The organism is Herbidospora galbida (genome assembly GCF_005233835.1).
Lineage (GTDB): Bacteria > Actinomycetota > Actinomycetes > Streptosporangiales > Streptosporangiaceae > Herbidospora > Herbidospora galbida.
On record NZ_SZQA01000029.1, the window covers coordinates 88030 to 105097 of the forward strand.

Below are 17068 nucleotides of genomic sequence, written 5' to 3' on the forward strand. Positions count from 1 at the left end.
ACCATGGACGTCTCCTACGCCCGGCGGCTGGTGCTCGCCGTCGAGCCGCACGAGTTCGGCTCCCGCCCGCTCAAGCTGCGGAAAGAGGTACTCAGACGCGGCCTTCGCACGGCGTTCCAGGACGCCGTGGAGCAGGCCGGGCTGGTCGCGCCCGAATGGCAGACCTCGCCCGACGGCGGCGGCACGGCGGTCTTCGCCGCCGACGTGCCGGAGGCGAAGATCCTCGACTCGTTCACGCACCAGTTGCACGGCGCGCTCATCCAGCACAACCGCCTGCACTCGGCGGACGGAGCGCTGCGGGTCCGCCTGGCCGTGCACCACGGCATGGTGAGCGGGAGCGCGGAGGACGGCTTCGACGGCCCCGCCGCCACTCAGGCCGGCGACCTGGCGCGCTGCGACGAAGCCGCCCACGCGCTCGACGCGACCACGGCCGTCCTGGTCGTGATCGTCTCCGACCCCGTCATGACCGACACCGTGGGCGGCAGCCTCAGCTGGCTGGAGGAGCGGGACATGCGCCGTGTCGAGGTCCGCGGCCGACCCGCCTGGCTGTGGCTGCTCGGCGCGGAACCCCCCGCGGAGAGCCGGCCGGACCCACCGACGCCGCCCTCGTCGCCACCGCCTCCGGCCGCGCCCGCCCAGAGCATCACGGGCCACTTCGCCTATGCCGACATCCATGCGCACCAGGTCGTCGCGGGCGACGTCATCAACCAGAGAGGCACCCAGTGAGCGAGACGCCGTCATCCGGTGCTGAGGAGCCGAAGAAGGAGTCCGAGCCCTCGGCCTCCTCCGGCGATGCGCCGGAACAGGGGGAACGCAAGCCCCGTGACCTCGGGCGCGAGATGTCCGAACGGGCCGCCAAGCCCGGCTCGACCCAGGAACGCCTGGGCACCGAGGCGGACGCCCGATCCTCGTTCGCCTCGGCGACCGTCCACGCCGGACAGGCGGCGGGCGGGAACATCATCAACTACCACTACGCCGACGCGAACGTCAAGATCGGCCTGGCGCCCATCCAGGAGGCGACGCGGGCCGAGGTCAATCACACCTTCGTGGAGCCCGACGGCTTCGCCGACCTGATGACGGCGATCACCGAGCGGCGGGTGCTGCTCCTGCGCGCAGACCCCGACCGGGGCAAGTTCTTCGCCGCCCAGCGCCTGCTGATGACCACGGGCACCCTGTTCCAGGTGGCCCCGGAGACCGAACTCGGCACGGTCACCGCCGAGTCGCTCACCAGGGGCGCCGGCTACATCCTGGCCGACCTGCCCGGCAAGGCCGCCAGGACGCTGACCGCCTTCGACGTCGAACGGCTCAGCTCGACCCTGGAGGAGATCGACGCCCGCCTGGTGATCACGCTGGTGCCGGGGCGGGTGCTCGCCTCGGAGGTGGCCGCGCTCGTCCGCGAGCTGGGCGAGATCAAGGACGCCGTCGAGGTCTTCCACCGGCATCTCGACCGCCTGCTCGACGACGACGCCGTCGACCAGGTCTACGAGGACGGCCGTCTCATGACCCTGGTCAAAGAACAGGTACGGGGCGAGCCCACGCCGAACCACGCCCGCCTCATCGCCCAGTACGTCGCCGAGGCGCACCGGGCGGGGGAGCCGCTGCGCGACACCGTCCACGACCGGCTCACCCAGCGGGGGGCCGCCGCGTTCGAGTCGTGGGCGGAGGGCCTGCCCGACCTGCCCACCCAGGCGATGGCGCTGGCGGTGGCCGTGCTCGGCGGCGAGCCGTACGAAACCGTGTCGGCCGTCGCGCTCAACCTCCAGCGCCGGCTGGAGCCGGAGAAGCCGCTGGCCACCGCCGAACGCGCCCGCACCGAGGCGCTCAAACCCGTCCGGGGGCCGATCCTGCGCGCTCTGCGGGCGCACGTGGTGCCGTCCACCGTGCAGACCTGGCACGGCAGCGCGCCCACCGAGGCCGTCCGCTATCGCGACAACAGCTACCAGACCAGCTACCTGACGTACTTCTGGAACGAGTACGACCAGGCCCGCCCGCACCTTCTGGCGTGGCTGCGCGCATGCGCCACCCACGAACTGGAGTCGGTGCGGGTCCGCGCCGCGGTGGCCACGGGGGTGCTCGCCTCCCGTTCGTTCGACCACGTCAGAGGCACCGTGATCGTGCCGTGGGCGAAGAGCGAGGAGCCCGAACTGTGGGATGCGGCCGCCCGCGCGCTGCTCTTCTGCGTCGAGAAGCCCGATCTGAAGGTGCCGGTCCAGAACCTGGTCCGGGCCTGGTCGGCCGACGACTCGGTGGAGCTGCGCGCGACCGCCGCGCGCTGCTGGCGGATCGAACAGGACGCCCTCGGCTGGGACGGCGCCCTGAAGGCGCTGGAGGAGCTGAGCGACACCGAAGACCTCGAGGTGACACTGGCGATCTGCGACAGCCTCGCCGAGATGTGGGAGATCGAAGGCGCCGGCCTCGAGGCGCCCGCGACGCTCCTCGGGTGGCTGCACGACCGGACCAGGCGGCCGGTCGCCCGGCTGGCCTTCCAGTACGCCGCCGCCGACCTGGTCCGCCGCCTCGACGAGGCGACCTGGCCGACGCTGCTGGTCATCGCCGAGCAGGACCCGGTCCGGCAGCGGGAGATCGCCGAGCTGTGGCGGGACGCGGTCACCGCGCCGGGCCTGCACCTCTCGGCCAAGGACATCCTCGCGGAGTGGGCGTACACGGTGGAGGACGTCCCGGTCGCCCGCAGGGCCTTCGCCCGCCTGATGCACGCCGTCAAGGAGAACCCGCGCAGCCGGAAGATCATCGATTTCGAGGCGGCCAAGTGGACGAAGGGCCCCAGGAAAGCGCCCCTCACCTCGGCCGCCGTTCTGAGCTCACGACCGTAACGAAGGATGACTGACGAATGAACGACCACGTCGCGCCGGGCCACGCGCACCCGCAGGCCCCGCCGCAGAACCCTGTCCAGCACATGCAGGCCGACCCCGCCACGGCCATGCCGGACCTCTCGATGGAGGCCCTGCAGGAACTTCAGGCGCGCTTGCCGATCCCGGACCAGTGGGGCCGTGGCCCGACGCCGCAGGTGCCGCTCATCCTCTCGGAGACGCCGGTGGCCCAGGACACCGGCCTGCCCATCCAGCCGGGTCGCGCGCTGCTGTACTCCACCGACACCGGCGAGATCGTCGCGCTGGCCAAGCCGCCGAAGATGTGGAAGAAGCGCAGCTACCACTGGCGCTACGAGGTGGACCTGTCCAGTCACTTCCACGCCATCCACCTGCAACTGCCGAGCCTGTCGCCGGCCACCCACTTCCGGTTGACCGTCGATGTGGGCTGGCGGGTCTTCGAGCCCGCCAAGATCGTTCAGTGGCGTGTCTCCGACGGTTACGCCATCGTGCGCTCCCGTATCGCCGAGACGCTCCAGCCGCTCTGCCGCAGGTTCACGATCACCCAGGACGGCGCGCTGGAGGCGTACCTGATCGAGCAGATCGGCCAGGGACGAACCCACCGATACGAGGAAGGCCTGGAGGTGTTCCGGTTCTCGGTCCAGGTGAGCCACGACCCGAACGCCGCGGGACGCATGGCCGAGGGCGTGGACGCCTCGCACAAGGCCGAGCTGGCCAGGGAGCAGATCGTCAAGTGGCGCTCGGCCATCCGTACCGAGGACGACCTGATCTACATGCTGATCGACAAGAAGCCCGACCGTGTCGGCGAGATCATCAATGACATCCGCCAGCGCCGGGAAGCCAGCATGGGCGCCAGGCTCGAACTGTTCAACAAGCTGGTGGACGGGGGCCTGGTCCAGGAAGCGGACATGGAGAACATCCGCGATCTGATCCTCCAGCCCATCGAGGGGCTCGTCCGGGCCGAGCCCACCGGGGCGTTCGGCATCGAGCAGCAGCCGCCGAAATACGTCCCCCCGGCCATCGCGCCGGCGCCCGCACGCCGGGAGGAGCCGGAGGACGTCCTCCCGGCCCAGATCGTCGAGGGTTCGGTCGACAACGTCGCCGAATGGACCCCGCCGCCGTGGTCGCGCACTGACGAGAACGGAGGCCGCCGCTGATGCTCCGGCAGGCCACGGGCGGCTTCGCCCGCCCCCTCGGCGCGGCGCCGGAGGCCGCCCGCCTGCCGTGGCGGCTCCCGGACGAGCCCGCGCTCGCCGGGATCTCCGCCGACGCCGTCACCGTCGGCGGCCTCATGGTCCGGGCCGTGTCGCTGGTCGGTCCCGCGCACCGCTGCGAGGAGCCCGCGGTGCCGCGCCAGGACGCCTTCCGCCTGGGCCGCGACACCGCGAAGAACCACCTCATCGTGGCGGTCGCCGACGGCATGTCGGACAGCAGGCGCGCCCATCTGGGGGCCAACGTCGCGGTCACCGCTCTGGTCGCCCGGATCCGGGCCGACCTCGACCAGGGGATGGCCCCCGACCCGGCCGAGGTGTTCCTGGACGCGGCCCGGCAGATGGCGGGCGCGGCCTGGCAGCAGGGCGGCACCGAGGACGACGTCCGCGCCGCCGCGCTCGCCGCCGTGATCCCGCTGCGCGCCGACCCCGCCGGGCGGCGCAGCGTCTGGCTGGCCGGCCTGGCCGACGTCGGCGCCTGGCTGCACGCCCCCGGCCGATGGAGCCGGTTGCTCGGCGCCCCCAAAACGGGCCTGGACGCCGGCCAGCTGACCGAGTTCCTCCCGTTCCACCCCGAGCGCGTCACTCCGGCCATCGTGGACGTGGCGCCCGGCGCCGTCCTCACCTTCGCCACCGACGGTCTGGGCGACGCCCTCGACGGGACGGGCGCACTGGCCGTCTGGTTCGCCGAACGCTGGGCCCGTCCGCCGCACATCCTCGACTACATCGGGGACGTCGGCTTCGACGCCCCCGGCCTCCTCGACGACCGCACCGCCGTGACCGTCTGGTGCACGCCGTGACCGGCCCGGCTCTGGGCCGCGCCACCTGGTCGGGCAGCCCGTTCGAGATCCTCACCCCGCTGGCCGAGGTCGCGGGCCGAGGCGAGGTCGTGGCCGAGCAGAACGGCGAGTCGGAGGTCATCTACGAGTCGGCCGCGCACCCCGGCTGGCTGGTCAAGCTCTATCTGCCGGGCCTGGAGACCGGGCCCCCGGAGGTGCTCGACCGGCTGATCGCGCTGCCCTCCCTGATGCGGGCCGCCGACCTGGAGGTCGTCGACCGGAGCATCTGCTGGCCGGTGTCGCGGGTCGTGGACGCCGACCGTACCGTGGGCGTCATCCTGGCGCGGGCGCCGGAGGTGTTCACCGTCCCCATGCGCATGATCGATGGGGCGCACGCCGCGCGCGCCCTGGACGTCGACCAACTCGTTCAGACCGACCCGGAGTTCTACACCCGCCGCGACTGGTCACCGCCCACCATGGCCGAACGGCTGGCCGTGGCCCGCGGCCTCGCCGCGGTGGGCGCCCTCCTCGAACGGCACGACGTCGTCTACGGCGACTGGTCCTACGCCAACGCCTTCTGGGCGCGCGGCAGCGGGCGCGTCTTCGTCCTCGACATGGACTCCTGCGGGCTGACCGACCGTCCGTGGGTCGAGTCGAAGAACTGGGACGACCCCCACGCCCCGCCGGGGTCCCGCCTGACGGTCGTGACCGACCGTTACAAGCTGGCGGTGCTCGTCCTGCGCGTCCTCACCGGGCTGCGCGGCCCCGACCTGCGGGCGGTGCATGCCGCGCTGCCCGCCAAGGTGCGCCAAGACCCCCTCGGCATGGCCCTGCTGACCGCGGTGACCTGCGGCGACCCGGCGGAACGTCCACCCCTGCCGGAACTGCACTCCCTGCTCATGGCGATCCGTGACCCCCGCCCCCGCCCCGTCCGGAACCAGGCCGTCTCCCGGCCTGTCGCGGCGCCTCCGGCGAAGCCCGCGCCGGTCCCGGAACGGAAGCCGTCCACGACCCCGTCCTGGCCGGGCCCGCCGCCGTGGGCGGGCGCCGACCGGCTGCTGCCGCTGCTGATCGGGATCTGCGTCCTGATCCTGCTGGTGGCGGCCGTGGCGGGCATGCTCGCCTCGATGTCCTGAAAGGACCAACGTGACCACTCAGAGCGCGGAAGCGCCCCGGGCGCAGGCGCTGCCCACCTACTTCGTCCTGGACGTCTCGGGCTCGATGCGGCCCTATGAGAAGTTGCTGAACCAGACGCTCGCCCAGATCATCAACACCCTCTACACAAGCCCCCGGATCTCCGAGTTCGTCCATCTGTCGATCTTCACCTTCGCCAACCGGCCGCGCCTGGTGCTGAAGATGACCGAGATCACCAAGCTCGCGCAGATGCCGGTCGTCGAATGCCGGGGCTCCACCTACTTCACCCCGCTCTTCGAGGCGCTCCGCGACCGGATCGAGTTCGACCTGGCCCAGCTGGTGTCCGACGGGATCCGTCCACTGCGGCCCCTGATCTTCCTGCTCACCGACGGCGCCCCCGCCGACCAGCCGCCCGACCGCTGGATCGAGGCCTTCGACGCCCTGACCAGCCGGGCCTGGCGGCCCCATCCGCACGTCATCACCTACGGGTTCGGCGAGGCCCCCGAGAGGCTGGTCAAGCGGATGGCCACCGTCCAGGCCTTCATCGCCGAACCGGGCATGGTGACCGACGCCCAGGCGATCACCGCAGCGCTGGACAACATGCTCAACTCGCTGGTCGCCACCGCGAAGGCCCGCACGCTCCAGGTCCCGGACCAGGTCGCCGGTTTCCGCACCCTCTCGTCGGATCTGTACGAGTCCTGATGAGGCCCGGCCAGACGATGGGACTGTGCCTGGTCGCCGGGGTCGGCGAAGCGCACGGCCACCTGCCCGAACGGATCCTGCGCCGGGCCGGCCTGACCCAAGTCGTCGAGGCGGCGTGCGCGCGCAGCGGATTGCGGCCCCCCGAATATCTGCCGGACGGCGTCTGCCTCACCGTCGCCGACCGCTCCGCCGCCGACGTCCGCGACCTGGTCCGCGACATATGCGGGGCCGTGAGGACGGAGATCCGGACCGGCGGCGGGTTCCGGCTGGCGCTCACCGCGGGCCTGATCCTCCCGCCCGGTGTGGCCGGTCAGGCCCTGGCCGAAGCCGTCCGCCTGCTGGACAGCCCCGAAGTCCGATCCGCCTCCCGCCGCCTGCCCCCGTCGCCCTTGACCGTCGTCGTCTCCGACACCCTGTTCCACGACGCCGCGGCCAGCCCCGCCGACTTCCACCGCGTCCGCCTCACCCGAGGCCACGCCGCCGTGGCCTGGCTCTACGCCCCCGACCTCCCGGAATCGGTCTCGGCGGCCACCTCGGCGGGAACCGGCAGAACGGCCCTGCCCCTGATCCGCCGGGCCCGGCGGATGATCGCGAAAGGCGACCAGGACGGCCCGGCGCTGCACCTCTTGGAACGGGCGTTGCGGCTGCTGCCCGCCCCTGACGGATCATCGGGGGAGACGGCCCTGCTGCTCCTGGGCGACTGCCATGCCCGGCTCGGCCAAGCGGAGGCCGCGGCGCAATCCTGGCGCTACCTGCTCCGGCACAGGTCCCTGTGCTGGCCCGCGTACCAGCGCCTCGGCCACCTGGAACTCGGTCGCGCCCGCCCCGACCTGGCCGTCGCCTACCTCTCGGCCGCCCTGCGCATCACCCGCGCCCACCCCGACGCCGTCACCGACGGCACCCAGTGCGCACTCCTGCTCGGCCTGTGCCGCGCATACGAGCAACTGGGCGACGACCGGGCGGCGGACGCCAGTCTGAACGACGCCGCCGACGCCGATCCGCCCAACCCGCTGCCGTTCGTCGCCCGCGCCTGTCGCGCCGCCGCCCACGGCGACGTCCAGGCGGTGCGGCAACTGCTCGCCACCGCCCTCCTCCGGGTGAGCCGCGAGCAGCGGACCGAATTCCTCCGAAAACACTTCCAAGGGGTCGGGTCGTGGAAAGGTGGTGACCTCATAGTGGGCGTCTTATCGGAGAATGGCTTCGACACGACAGCGCTGAATCAGCCGGCGAATATTCCGCGCCCACCGGCGGGGTAATCCGAGGTGACCTCATGAACGTTCAAGGGTGGCCCGACGACTGCTTTCTGGGGGCGCTGACTCCCGAAACCCGGGAAGAGCTGCTCAAACTCGGGCGCATGCGCGCCTGCGGCCGCGACGAGAATCTCGTCGTCCAGGGAGATCCGGGCGGCGTCGTCTATCTGCTGCTCCAGGGCCGCGTCAACGTGGTGGCCACGGTGGAGAACGGCAACGAGTCCCTGCTCGCCATCCGCCTCCCCGGCGACCTCCTCGGCGAGATGGCCGTCCTCGGTGACATGCCCCGCACGGCCACCCTCACCGTCCGCGTCCCCAGCACGGTCCTGCTGATCTCCGGCGAGGTCTTCAAACGCTTCGTCCACGATCACCCCGACGCGTGGGCCGCCGTGGCCGCCGTGGGCGCCGACCGCCTCCGGCAGGCCAACCTCTTCCGCGCCGACGTGGCCGGTTACGAGGTCGAGCAGCGCTTGGCCCGCACCCTCCTCTACCAGCCCCGCAGGAACATCCGCCGGGTCGGCGCCCACTGGGCCGCCGACCTCCTCCAGTCGGAGCTGGCCATGCTCATCGGCGCGAAGGAGGGCACCGTCCAGAAGGCCATGCGCGGCATGAAGGAACTGGTGGAGAGCCGCCGCGGCCGCATCATCTTCCTGGACGTCCCGGGCCTGGCGCGCCTGGCCGAGATGGATCCTCCGGACTACCTGGCCGGGTGAGGGCGGCCCGGGCGAGGGCGGCCTCGGAGGCCAGCGCCGCGGCGTCCGGGTGATGGGGGGAGACGTCGGCCCCGGCGTCGACGATCAGCTCGAGGCCGCGGCGGATCTCCCATTCGCGTCCGAGCAGCCGCCCACGCACCCGCCACGCCCGGCCGAGCGCGGCCAGGGCACGACGCCTCCACGGATCGGCGGCCGGCAGTTCGGCGATCTCCGATTCGAAAGCGGCGATCAGCCGATCGACCTGACCGCGATCGGGGCGAAGGTCCAATTCACCGAGCCGGGCTTCCAGAACGCGAAGTCGTGCGGCGTGCGGCGGCGTTTCCGCCTCGGCCCAGTTATAACCGAGTATGCGCTCCCCACCGGAAATCGGTTCGGATTCGGGATCGAATCGATCGATCGGCATCTGGATCCTTTGTTCAGCCCGTCCGGAGAAATATGAACCAATACGCTGGGGCGTTCCCCGTATCAGTCGGGGTTGGCGGTCACGGAAGCACGCCAGGATGTCGGCCAGGCAGAGCGAGCACGGGAAAACGAGGGGCACATGTCAAAACCGCGGCGAGTCCTCTGTGGGGGCGTGGACATCAAAGATTGGAGTTGGCGTGCGGTTCCCGAACAGATCCGGGCCCAGCAAAGCCTGATCAATGTGGTGTACGGCGCCTGCCGCGAGGCGGGATTACCGGAGCAGATCGTCCAGAGCAGCGGCGACGGCGTCCTGGTGATCCCGCCGGGCGACATCGACGAGTCGGCCGTGATCCCCGATCTGATCCGCGGCCTGACCATCTCCATCCGCCAGGAGAACCGCCTGCTGAGCGACCCCGCCAAGATCCGCCTGCGGCTGGCCCTGACCAGCGGCATGGTCTCCACCGGCCCGACCGGCTTCAGCGGCCCGGCGATCATCGACTGCTTCCGCCTCCTGGACAGCCCGCCACTGAAGAAGGTGCTGAGCGACTACCCGGCGGCCGACCTGGCCGTCATCGTCTCCAACTACCTCTACATGGACGTCATCCAGCACGGCTTCCGCGACCTGCGCCCCGAGGAGTTCTGGCACGTCCAGAGCGCCCTGCCCGAGCGCGACTACACCATCAACGCCTGGATGTGGGCCTCCGACCGCACGGGAGGCCCGTCGCCCGCCGCCGGCCCGGAACCGACGACGTCCGCGCCCGCCCACTCCGACGAGATCGTCACCGCCCGCGACCTCATCCGGAGCGGAAAGCTCCGGGAGGCCACCCGAATCCTGGACGCCATCACCCCCGAAGGCGACGGCGACCGGCTGGCCGTACTCGACGCGCGCGCCGACTGTCTGATCGCCACCGGCCACCACCAGCAGGCGATCGGCCACTTGGAGGAGATGCTCCGCATCCAACCGGATGCCCCCGCCGGGGTCTATCTGCGGCTCAGCCGCGGGCACCTGGAACTGGGCAACATCCACGCCGCCCGGCACACCCTCAAGCACCTGATCGGGCTCATCCCGGTGGAGCCGGAGGCCTACCTGGAACTGGGGCGGCTGGAACGGCTGGCGGGAGACCGCGGGTCGGCGCTGACCCATCTGGCGGAGGCGGCGAAACTGCTCGCGGCAGAGGGGATGGCGGGCCGGCTGATCGAGGAACTACTGGAACTGTCCGCAACTCAACCGGTGATCACACCCGGCCGAGCAGGGCAGGCTTGAGCTCGACCCAGGCCCGGAGCTCGTCGGAAGACGTGAGGAACGGCGCGCACGGCTCGATGGCGTGGATCTGGCTGCGAAGCCGGCGGGCCAGCCGGATGTCATCCGGATCGACGAGCCGTCGCGCACAGAGCCGGGCCGCCTCGGCCAGAGGCGGCGCCGCCGCCAGCCACCGCTCGACCGCCTCGTCCATCGAAGGCAGATCATCCGCCCGGACGCGACCCAGCGCGATGATCAGATTGACCGCCCCCTCGTCGGGGGTGTCGACCCCACGCTCGACCGCATGCCGGTCGAGCGCCATGCCCAGCCGTCGCCACCGGACCGTCTCCTCGGGCCTCCCACCGGTCTGCCGGGCGACGACGGCCCGGAGACCGGCCCACCAGTCGCCCCGGCCGGGCTCGGCCTCCGGTTCCCGTCTGTCGAGCCATCTCCGCAGATCCTGGTCGGACAGCGTGAGGATGTGCCGGGCGTAGCCAGCGAAGCGCTGGAGCCGGCCGGAGAAGACCGTCGGCCCGAGCACCTTGAGCACCGTTCCGGGAGGCTCGTCGTATGCACGGGCGTCCGACACCGCGAGGAACCCGATCCGCGACGTGGGCTCCCCATACTCGACACACCCGTCGTCGTGCGACGACCGCTCCCTCAGCGCGAACCCCCGCGCCCGCACGGCGGAGAGCAGTTCACCGGCGTCGAGGCGGGAGGGGAAAGCGCCGTAGCGCTCCACGAGGACGGATTCGATCCCGTGGTCGGCGGTGAGCTCCGGCAGCCGGTGAGCCTGCGCGCCGAAATAGGCGACCTCCCACGTACGCCGAGGCCCGCCGCGCGCCCACCCGAACTCGACCAGGCCGAAGTCCGAGATCACATCCCGCGGGACGTCGGCGGCGAACTCCCGCCCGAACACCGCCTCCACGTCGGGTCGTTCGCTCGTATGGTCCAGCCCGAGCACCGTGCCCGTGACGACCAGATCGGCGAAGAAGTCGAGACCGCCCACCGCGCCATCGTGCCCCACCGATGGGTCACGTGGTGATGCACATCGGATTTGTGGGCGCGTAGACATCGTCGAACAGCGGGACCTCCGGTTCGGTCGTGTTGCGGTAGCCCATGGTGGCGTAGCCCTGGACGTTGACCCCGCAGGGCAGACTGAAGGTCGGTCCGTAGCAGGCCGACTCTCCCCGCGGGCCCAGATGCGCCCAGTTGCACCAGGCGGAGGAGTCCGGCACCATGGCGCCCCGCGAATAGGCCCAGACACTGGCCTGAACCGACAGCCACCCGTCGGTGTGGCTGGTGACGACGCCGACCGCTTGGGCGAGGGTTCCGTTGATGACGGTGCAGGCGGCCATCGTCAGCCGCCAGTCCAGCATGAGCGTTTTGCAGTGCCACTTGTAGTCCTTGACAGGCCTCTGCCAGGACTGGGCGTGGGCGGCCTGCGGCGTGGCGAGGACAGACACCACGATGAGCGCGATGACGGCCGACAGCCGCCGCAATGACCTGCTGCGCCTCCGCATCTTGACGAGCTCGCCTGACATGGTCGTCTCCGATCGGTAAGAGCGGCCTAAGGCCTCGATTTTCAAGGGGGGTCCATGGCGGGGCAATGCACAGACGCGCCAGGTGCATTGCTCATCCGCGCCGCAGCGGTGTCGAGCGCGAAACGACTCAAGCGCAACCGCAGGTGGCGGCAGCGACGACGCCGACGTCGACATCGGCGGGAGCCGACGAGTCAGACGCCCACATCGGGAGAGACGTTCATCGACGTGCCGTCGGCCACGTCCAAGCGACCCGCGTGATGGCCAGCAGGAGCGCTATCTCGATCAGGGTCCCGGCGATGTAGTAGAGCCACTTCTCACCGATGAGCGAGGTCGCTGCGGTCACCACGTAGAACAGGCTGACCACGATGTCGGCGAACCGGTCGATCGCGAACCCGGTGCCGGACATCTCGCCGGCGAACACTCCGTTGATCACGTCGGCGCGGTAGAAGCCGAAGATGTCGACGTAGGCGAACACGAGCAGCGTGGTGACCTATAAGCCGCAGAGCACGACCTTGACGTCGATCGTGGTGTCGAGCAGTTCGCCTGCCTGATCTCTGTTCACGGGGCGGTCTCCTCATAGCGGTGGCCGATCCAGTGTCAGCCGTACCGGAGACCGGGTGCCCGAGTCCGGTGGCCGACCTGACCAACGGGCTCATCGCTCGCACCCTGCCTCTGCCAGCAGCCCTTCCGGCGAGACCCAATGCATGAGGCGAAGCGAGATCAATCCGAGCGACAGCGAGGCCTCTCCAGGGAGCGCGAGGGGCGGAGCCCTTCGCCAGGAGCGAAGCGACGCCAGGACGCGTAGCGGCCAGGGGGAGCGCGAGGGGGCGACAGCCCCTTCGCATCGGGGGGTTCGGGGGGTCGTCCCCCCGTGTAAACGACGAAGGAGACCCGCGGAAAGCGGCGAAGCCGCTGACCAAAGGTCTCCCTCTCCAGAGTGGGCGATACTGGGATCGAACCAGTGACCTCTTCGGTGTGAACGAAGCGCTCTCCCGCTGAGCTAATCGCCCGGGATGATCGTTCCCCTGCGGGGTCCGACAGCAAGAACCATACCGCACTCCGCCCCCTCCACGCGAAGCGAAGCCCGAGTCATGAGCCATCCGTCCCCTGGAGTCCCCGCAGTGTCTCGGGTCTGTCCCCGCATCGTCATCGAAAGGTTCTCCAGGAACGGGCGGCGTGGCGGTCTGTTGGCATAGCATCGTGATGCTCCACACTCGACCAATAAGCACCACCTGAAGCCCATCCACGTCTCGGAGGACACGCAAAACCATCGCAAACACCGGGTCGGTTATGGTGTTTGTGCAGGTAGATGCCAAAATGTCTGGCTGTGCTGTGCGTTACAGAACGGCCTGACGGCGGAATCTTCCCTGCAAGGTTTCTTCGTTCCGCGTCATAGCTCGGGACGTGGTCCGTCTGAGCAGTGAAAGCCCCGCAGGGGGTCCCGACGACGAAAAGGTTTGGCTGACGATGAACAGCACCACCGTCTCTGCCGAGCTGGGCCTTCGGCTTGTCGTCCCAGACCGCACGACCGTCCCGCTACTGGCGGGGTTGAGCTACACGGCTGAAGATCCTTACGCCATCCGCATGGCCTTCCATGTCGGGAACGACGAGCCGGTTGAATGGATCTTCGCGCGCGAGTTGCTGACCGTGGGAATCGTCCGGCGGGTGGGCGACGGTGACGTCCAGGTATGGCCGGCCCGGTCCGACGGGGAGCGCACTCTCCACATCAGCCTGACCTCGCCGTTCGGGCAGGCGCTGTTCGAGGTGCCGCTGGCGCCGCTGACCGAGTTCCTCCACCGGACCTACGAGCTGGTGCCGGCCGGGCGTGAGGTCGACTTCATGGATCTCGACGAAGAGCTGACCAACATGCTCTGGAGCTCGTGAAACCGTTACGCATTCCCCACGTAACCGGGCCATCCGTGCCATAGCGTTCCCCCATGAGGCGGATCTTCGGCGTCCTGGTGGTGGCCCTCTTAGCGGCCGGGTGTTCTCCCCGCGGCGGTGACACTCCTCCTCCCGAGGCGACCCCGCAGGCGGCGGCCTCTTCGGCGGCGCCTCGGCTGGCGGTCGACGCGATCGATCACAGCGACAACGTCAGGGTCGTCGCGAACGTCCCTCTTGAGGCTCCTTTCGACGGTGATGAGGCGTGGGGGACCGATCTCGCCTTTCAGGGCGATTACGCGTTCGTCGGAAACTATGCCGGGTTCACGATCGTCGACATCTCCGACCCGGAGAAACCCTCGGTTGTGTCCCGTACGGTCTGCGAAGGCGGCCAGAACGACATCTCGGTCACCGGGGATCTGCTGTTCCTTTCCGTCGACTTCCCCCGAGACAACGAATCGTGCGTTTCCAAAGAGGGTGAAGAGGGCGCGGCCGGGTCGTGGGAGGGCGTGCGCATCTTCGACGTCTCCGACAAGAAGCGGCCGAAATACGTGACCTCGATCCGTACCGAATGCGGATCGCACACCCACGCGGTGCTGCCGGGTGAGCAGACCGTGTACGTCTACGTCGCCTCCTCCGGGCCCGTCCCCGACTCCGCGACCTGCCCGCCGCCGCACTCCGCCATGGACGTCATCGAGGTGCCCGTGGACGCCCCCGAGACCGCCCGGGTGGCCGCCCGGCCGCCGGTGTTCGGGGAGCGGCCCGTCGAGGAGGGCTCGGAGTACGAGAACCCGCGCGGCTGCCACGACGTCACCGTCTATCCGGAGCGGAAACTCGCCGCGGGGGCCTGTTTCGGCGACGGCGTGCTGATGGACATCTCCAATCCTCTGCTGCCGCGGGTTCTCCAGGTCGTACAGGACCCGAATTTCGCCGTCTGGCATTCGGCCACCTTCAACAACGACGGCACGAAACTGGTGTTCAGCGACGAACTCGGCGGCGGGGTCTCGGCGACCTGCGACAAGTCGACCGGGGTGCAGGAAGGCGCGAACGCCATTTACGACCTGACGTCCGAGAACACCCTTGAGCGGCGCGGCTATTTCAAAATCCCCCGGGTGCAGACGGCCGACGAGAACTGCGTCGCGCACAACGGGTCGCTGATTCCGGTGAAGGGCAAGGACATCATGGTCCAGGGCTGGTACCAGGGCGGCGTCTCGGTGTGGGACTTCACCGATTCGGCCAACGCCCGGGAGATCGGCTATTTCGAGCGGGGGCCGCTGCGGCCGGGGCTCAGCCTGGGCGGGTCGTGGTCGGCCTACTACTACAACGGGTTCATCTATTCGAGCGACATCACCAAGGGGCTCGACATCCTGGAGATCAACGACCCGTTGACCGATCCGGCCAAGAGCGTCAAGATGACCGAACTCAACGTGCAGAGCCAGCGGAGTTACTGACGAGCCGGCGCGGACTGCCAGGTCCACGCCGGCGACACGGGCGGGACCGGAGGGTCCCGCATGGCCCGCACCATTCACCACGTCCCGCCGAAGCACAGCCGGACCGGGTCAGCCACTGGGTCTTCGCGCTGCGATCCCATCCGGCGCGGTCGAGGATCACGCGCAAGGTCATACGGCTGCGCGCTCGCGTCTACGGTGATCCAAGGGCGGAGTGGCCGCCCAGACGGCCGAGGCCGGTGCCGCGTCTTGAGACGCTGATCGCCACAGCCGGGCGCTGACCGTCCTCCGGAAGGAACCTGCGATGCCCCTTCTCGACAGCGGTGAAGACCTGATCGGGCTCGACGAGGGGATGTTCTACATCCAGGACGTTGACGGGTTCGACGGGTCGGACTTTCCCTCAGAGCGTGCGTGGCTGAACGTGATGGACGACTGCATCACCGTCTCGGCTTCCGACATGGCCTTGACCGCGTCAGTCCGGCTGGAGTGCTGAGACGAGACCCCCGACTGGCCCGACGGCTGGTGGGAGGCGGGCGCCGGTGCCGTGTTCTTCGCGTCGGCGGAGATCTGCGTGGGAAGCGTCTGCGGACTCGCATTCGTCGCCTACCTCCACCTGGGCCGGACGGAGAGCCGATGGAACTTCCGGGTGCTCAGGCCGGACGGTCCGGACGAGGCCTACCTGATCCAGTTCTGGCCCGGCTGAGCTGGACGAGGCTGAGGCCGAACATCAGGACCCCCAGCGGGATGTGGGCGACCGTCAGGCCCGCGATCCCCAGCGCCACCTGGATCAGCGTGAGGGCGAGGAAGAGGGCCGCGTACAGGATCGGCTTGGGGGAGGCTCCGCCCGGTCGCCACAGGACGACGGTCACGATCACGTGGAGCACCGCGACGGTGAACATCGTGTACGCCGACGCGCTGTGCAGGGCGAGCCCGCTGGGCGTGGTCAGCAGCAGGCCTGCGGTGATCGGCGCGAGGAACAGCACCAGGGTTCGCAGGGCGATCAGGGCGTGGGTCACCATGGCCGGAGCTTCTCCGGGTTGCGGACGGCCCAGATGCGGGTGATGCGCTCGTCGGCCACGTCGAAGGCCAGCACCGTCACCGTCACGCCGTCCTGGCGCATCACCAGGCCGGGCTGACCGTTCACGGTGCGCTCCACGAGGGTCAGGCCGGGCAGCTTTCCGGCGAGGTCGGCGGCGTAGCGCACGACCTCGTCGACGCCCTCGATCGGCCGCAGCAGCGCGTTGACCAGGCCGCCGCCGTCGGCGGTGACGGTCACGCCGGAGTCGAGCAGGGCGACGAGCGCCCGGATGTCCTGGGCCTCCCACGCCTGTTTGAAGGCCCTGACCACGTCGGCGCGTTCGGTCGCAGGGACCGTCGGCACGGCGGCGACGCGGCGGCGGGCCGAGGAGGCCAGCTGGCGGCAGGCCGCCGGGGTGCGGCCGACGATCTCCGCCACTTCGGCGAAGGAGTGGCAGAACACGTCGTGCAGGATGAACGCGACCCGTTCGGCCGGGGTCATCGATTCGAGCACGACGAGGAAGGCCATGCTGACCGACTCGTCCAAGGTGACCCGGTCGGCCGGGTCGTCGGTCTGGTCGGGCACCGGCTCCGGGATCCACTCGCCCACGTAACGCTCGCGCCGGACCCGCGCCGAGCCCAGCAGGTCGAGGCAGATGCGGCTGGCCACGGTCGTCAGCCACGCCCCCGGTGACGAGATGGCCCGCTGCCGGTCGGGCGGCAGCGCGTACCAGCGCGCATAGGTCTCCTGTACGACATCCTCCGCGTCCGCCAGGGAGCCGAGGAGCCGGTAGGAGAGGTTGATCAGGTGTCGTCGTTCGTTCAGTTCGACTGTCACGTTCGCCCCCTTCGCCTCACTCGACGAGACAGCCGCCCGGAATGTGAGGCCTCACATTCCGCG

General features: G+C 70.0%; 18 protein-coding genes and 1 tRNA gene. 13 read left to right on the forward strand and 6 right to left on the reverse strand.

Translation table 11 applies throughout. From position 1 onward, the window contains the following. The first annotated feature begins 3 nt into the window (after positions 1-3). The 10 genes from FDA94_RS26600 (at position 4) to FDA94_RS26645 (ending at position 10301) form a co-directional block, all read left to right on the forward strand. Positions 4-726 (forward strand): hypothetical protein, encoded by a 723-nt coding sequence (locus tag FDA94_RS26600; protein ID WP_137249809.1) that lies wholly within the window; start codon positions 4-6, stop codon positions 724-726. Then, positions 723-2831 carry a hypothetical protein gene (locus tag FDA94_RS26605; protein ID WP_137249810.1) on the forward strand — a complete coding sequence of 703 codons (2109 nt, stop codon included), beginning with the start codon at positions 723-725 and terminating at the stop codon, positions 2829-2831. Before FDA94_RS26600 ends, FDA94_RS26605 begins: the two co-directional genes overlap by 4 nt. Before the next feature lie 17 nt (positions 2832-2848). Beyond that, on the forward strand, positions 2849-4003 hold the full coding sequence (locus tag FDA94_RS26610) for a hypothetical protein (protein WP_137249811.1): 1155 nt from the start codon (positions 2849-2851) through the stop codon (positions 4001-4003). Then, a complete protein-coding gene (locus tag FDA94_RS26615; protein WP_137249812.1) occupies positions 4003-4857 on the forward strand; it encodes a protein phosphatase 2C domain-containing protein in 855 nt (284 codons plus the stop codon). Before FDA94_RS26610 ends, FDA94_RS26615 begins: the two co-directional genes overlap by 1 nt. Next, positions 4854-5972, forward strand: coding sequence for a hypothetical protein (locus FDA94_RS26620; RefSeq protein WP_137249813.1), 1119 nt, complete (start codon positions 4854-4856; stop codon positions 5970-5972). The genes FDA94_RS26615 and FDA94_RS26620 overlap by 4 nt, the downstream gene beginning before the upstream one ends. A 10-nt stretch (positions 5973-5982) precedes the next feature. Next, on the forward strand, positions 5983-6672 hold the full coding sequence (locus FDA94_RS26625) for a vWA domain-containing protein (protein WP_137249814.1): 690 nt from the start codon (positions 5983-5985) through the stop codon (positions 6670-6672). After that, on the forward strand, positions 6672-7928 hold the full coding sequence (locus tag FDA94_RS26630; RefSeq protein WP_137249815.1) for a tetratricopeptide repeat protein: 1257 nt from the start codon (positions 6672-6674) through the stop codon (positions 7926-7928). The genes FDA94_RS26625 and FDA94_RS26630 overlap by 1 nt, the downstream gene beginning before the upstream one ends. 14 nt (positions 7929-7942) lie before the next feature. Next, the gene (locus FDA94_RS26635; RefSeq protein ID WP_137249816.1) at positions 7943-8635 is read left to right on the forward strand and encodes a Crp/Fnr family transcriptional regulator; all 693 of its coding nucleotides are present in this window, start codon (positions 7943-7945) and stop codon (positions 8633-8635) included. 52 nt (positions 8636-8687) lie between these two features. Then, a complete protein-coding gene (locus FDA94_RS26640; RefSeq protein ID WP_137249817.1) occupies positions 8688-9074 on the forward strand; it encodes a hypothetical protein in 387 nt (128 codons plus the stop codon). Positions 9075-9209: 135 nt separating this feature from the next. Next, positions 9210-10301, forward strand: coding sequence for a tetratricopeptide repeat protein (locus tag FDA94_RS26645; RefSeq protein ID WP_170991135.1), 1092 nt, complete (start codon positions 9210-9212; stop codon positions 10299-10301). On the opposite strand, the gene FDA94_RS26650 is transcribed toward FDA94_RS26645, so the two are convergent. From FDA94_RS26650 to FDA94_RS26665, 4 genes are all read right to left on the reverse strand, one after another. After that, positions 10273-11286 (reverse strand): hypothetical protein, encoded by a 1014-nt coding sequence (locus tag FDA94_RS26650; protein WP_137249819.1) that lies wholly within the window; start codon positions 11284-11286, stop codon positions 10273-10275. The genes FDA94_RS26645 and FDA94_RS26650 overlap by 29 nt on opposite strands. Before the next feature lie 25 nt (positions 11287-11311). Continuing rightward, complete coding sequence (locus tag FDA94_RS26655; protein ID WP_137249820.1) at positions 11312-11821, reverse strand: hypothetical protein; 510 nt, start codon at positions 11819-11821, stop codon at positions 11312-11314. A gap of 217 nt (positions 11822-12038) precedes the next feature. Continuing rightward, complete coding sequence (locus tag FDA94_RS26660; RefSeq protein WP_212735529.1) at positions 12039-12296, reverse strand: hypothetical protein; 258 nt, start codon at positions 12294-12296, stop codon at positions 12039-12041. Positions 12297-12759: 463 nt separating this feature from the next. Then, a tRNA-Val gene (locus FDA94_RS26665) sits at positions 12760-12831 on the reverse strand. A 457-nt stretch (positions 12832-13288) separates the two neighbouring features. Here FDA94_RS26665 and FDA94_RS26670 point away from each other — a divergent pair. The 3 genes from FDA94_RS26670 to FDA94_RS26680 all read left to right on the forward strand — a co-directional run bounded on the left by FDA94_RS26670 (position 13289) and on the right by FDA94_RS26680 (position 15643). Next, a complete protein-coding gene (locus tag FDA94_RS26670) occupies positions 13289-13705 on the forward strand; it encodes an SsgA family sporulation/cell division regulator (protein WP_061295511.1) in 417 nt (138 codons plus the stop codon). Positions 13706-13758: 53 nt separating this feature from the next. Next, entirely contained in the window at positions 13759-15153 is a 1395-nt protein-coding gene (locus FDA94_RS26675; RefSeq protein ID WP_137249821.1) for an LVIVD repeat-containing protein, read from the forward strand. A gap of 301 nt (positions 15154-15454) precedes the next feature. Beyond that, a complete protein-coding gene (locus FDA94_RS26680) occupies positions 15455-15643 on the forward strand; it encodes a hypothetical protein (RefSeq protein WP_137249822.1) in 189 nt (62 codons plus the stop codon). Between the two features lie 157 nt (positions 15644-15800). On the opposite strand, the gene FDA94_RS26685 is transcribed toward FDA94_RS26680, so the two are convergent. Together FDA94_RS26685 and sigJ are read right to left on the reverse strand one after the other, a co-directional pair. Then, the gene (locus FDA94_RS26685; RefSeq protein WP_137249823.1) at positions 15801-16169 is read right to left on the reverse strand and encodes a hypothetical protein; all 369 of its coding nucleotides are present in this window, start codon (positions 16167-16169) and stop codon (positions 15801-15803) included. After that, positions 16163-17005, reverse strand: a complete 843-nt coding sequence (sigJ, locus tag FDA94_RS26690) for an RNA polymerase sigma factor SigJ (RefSeq protein ID WP_212735530.1) — start codon at positions 17003-17005, stop codon at positions 16163-16165. Before sigJ ends, FDA94_RS26685 begins: the two co-directional genes overlap by 7 nt. Positions 17006-17068 lie beyond the last annotated feature (63 nt).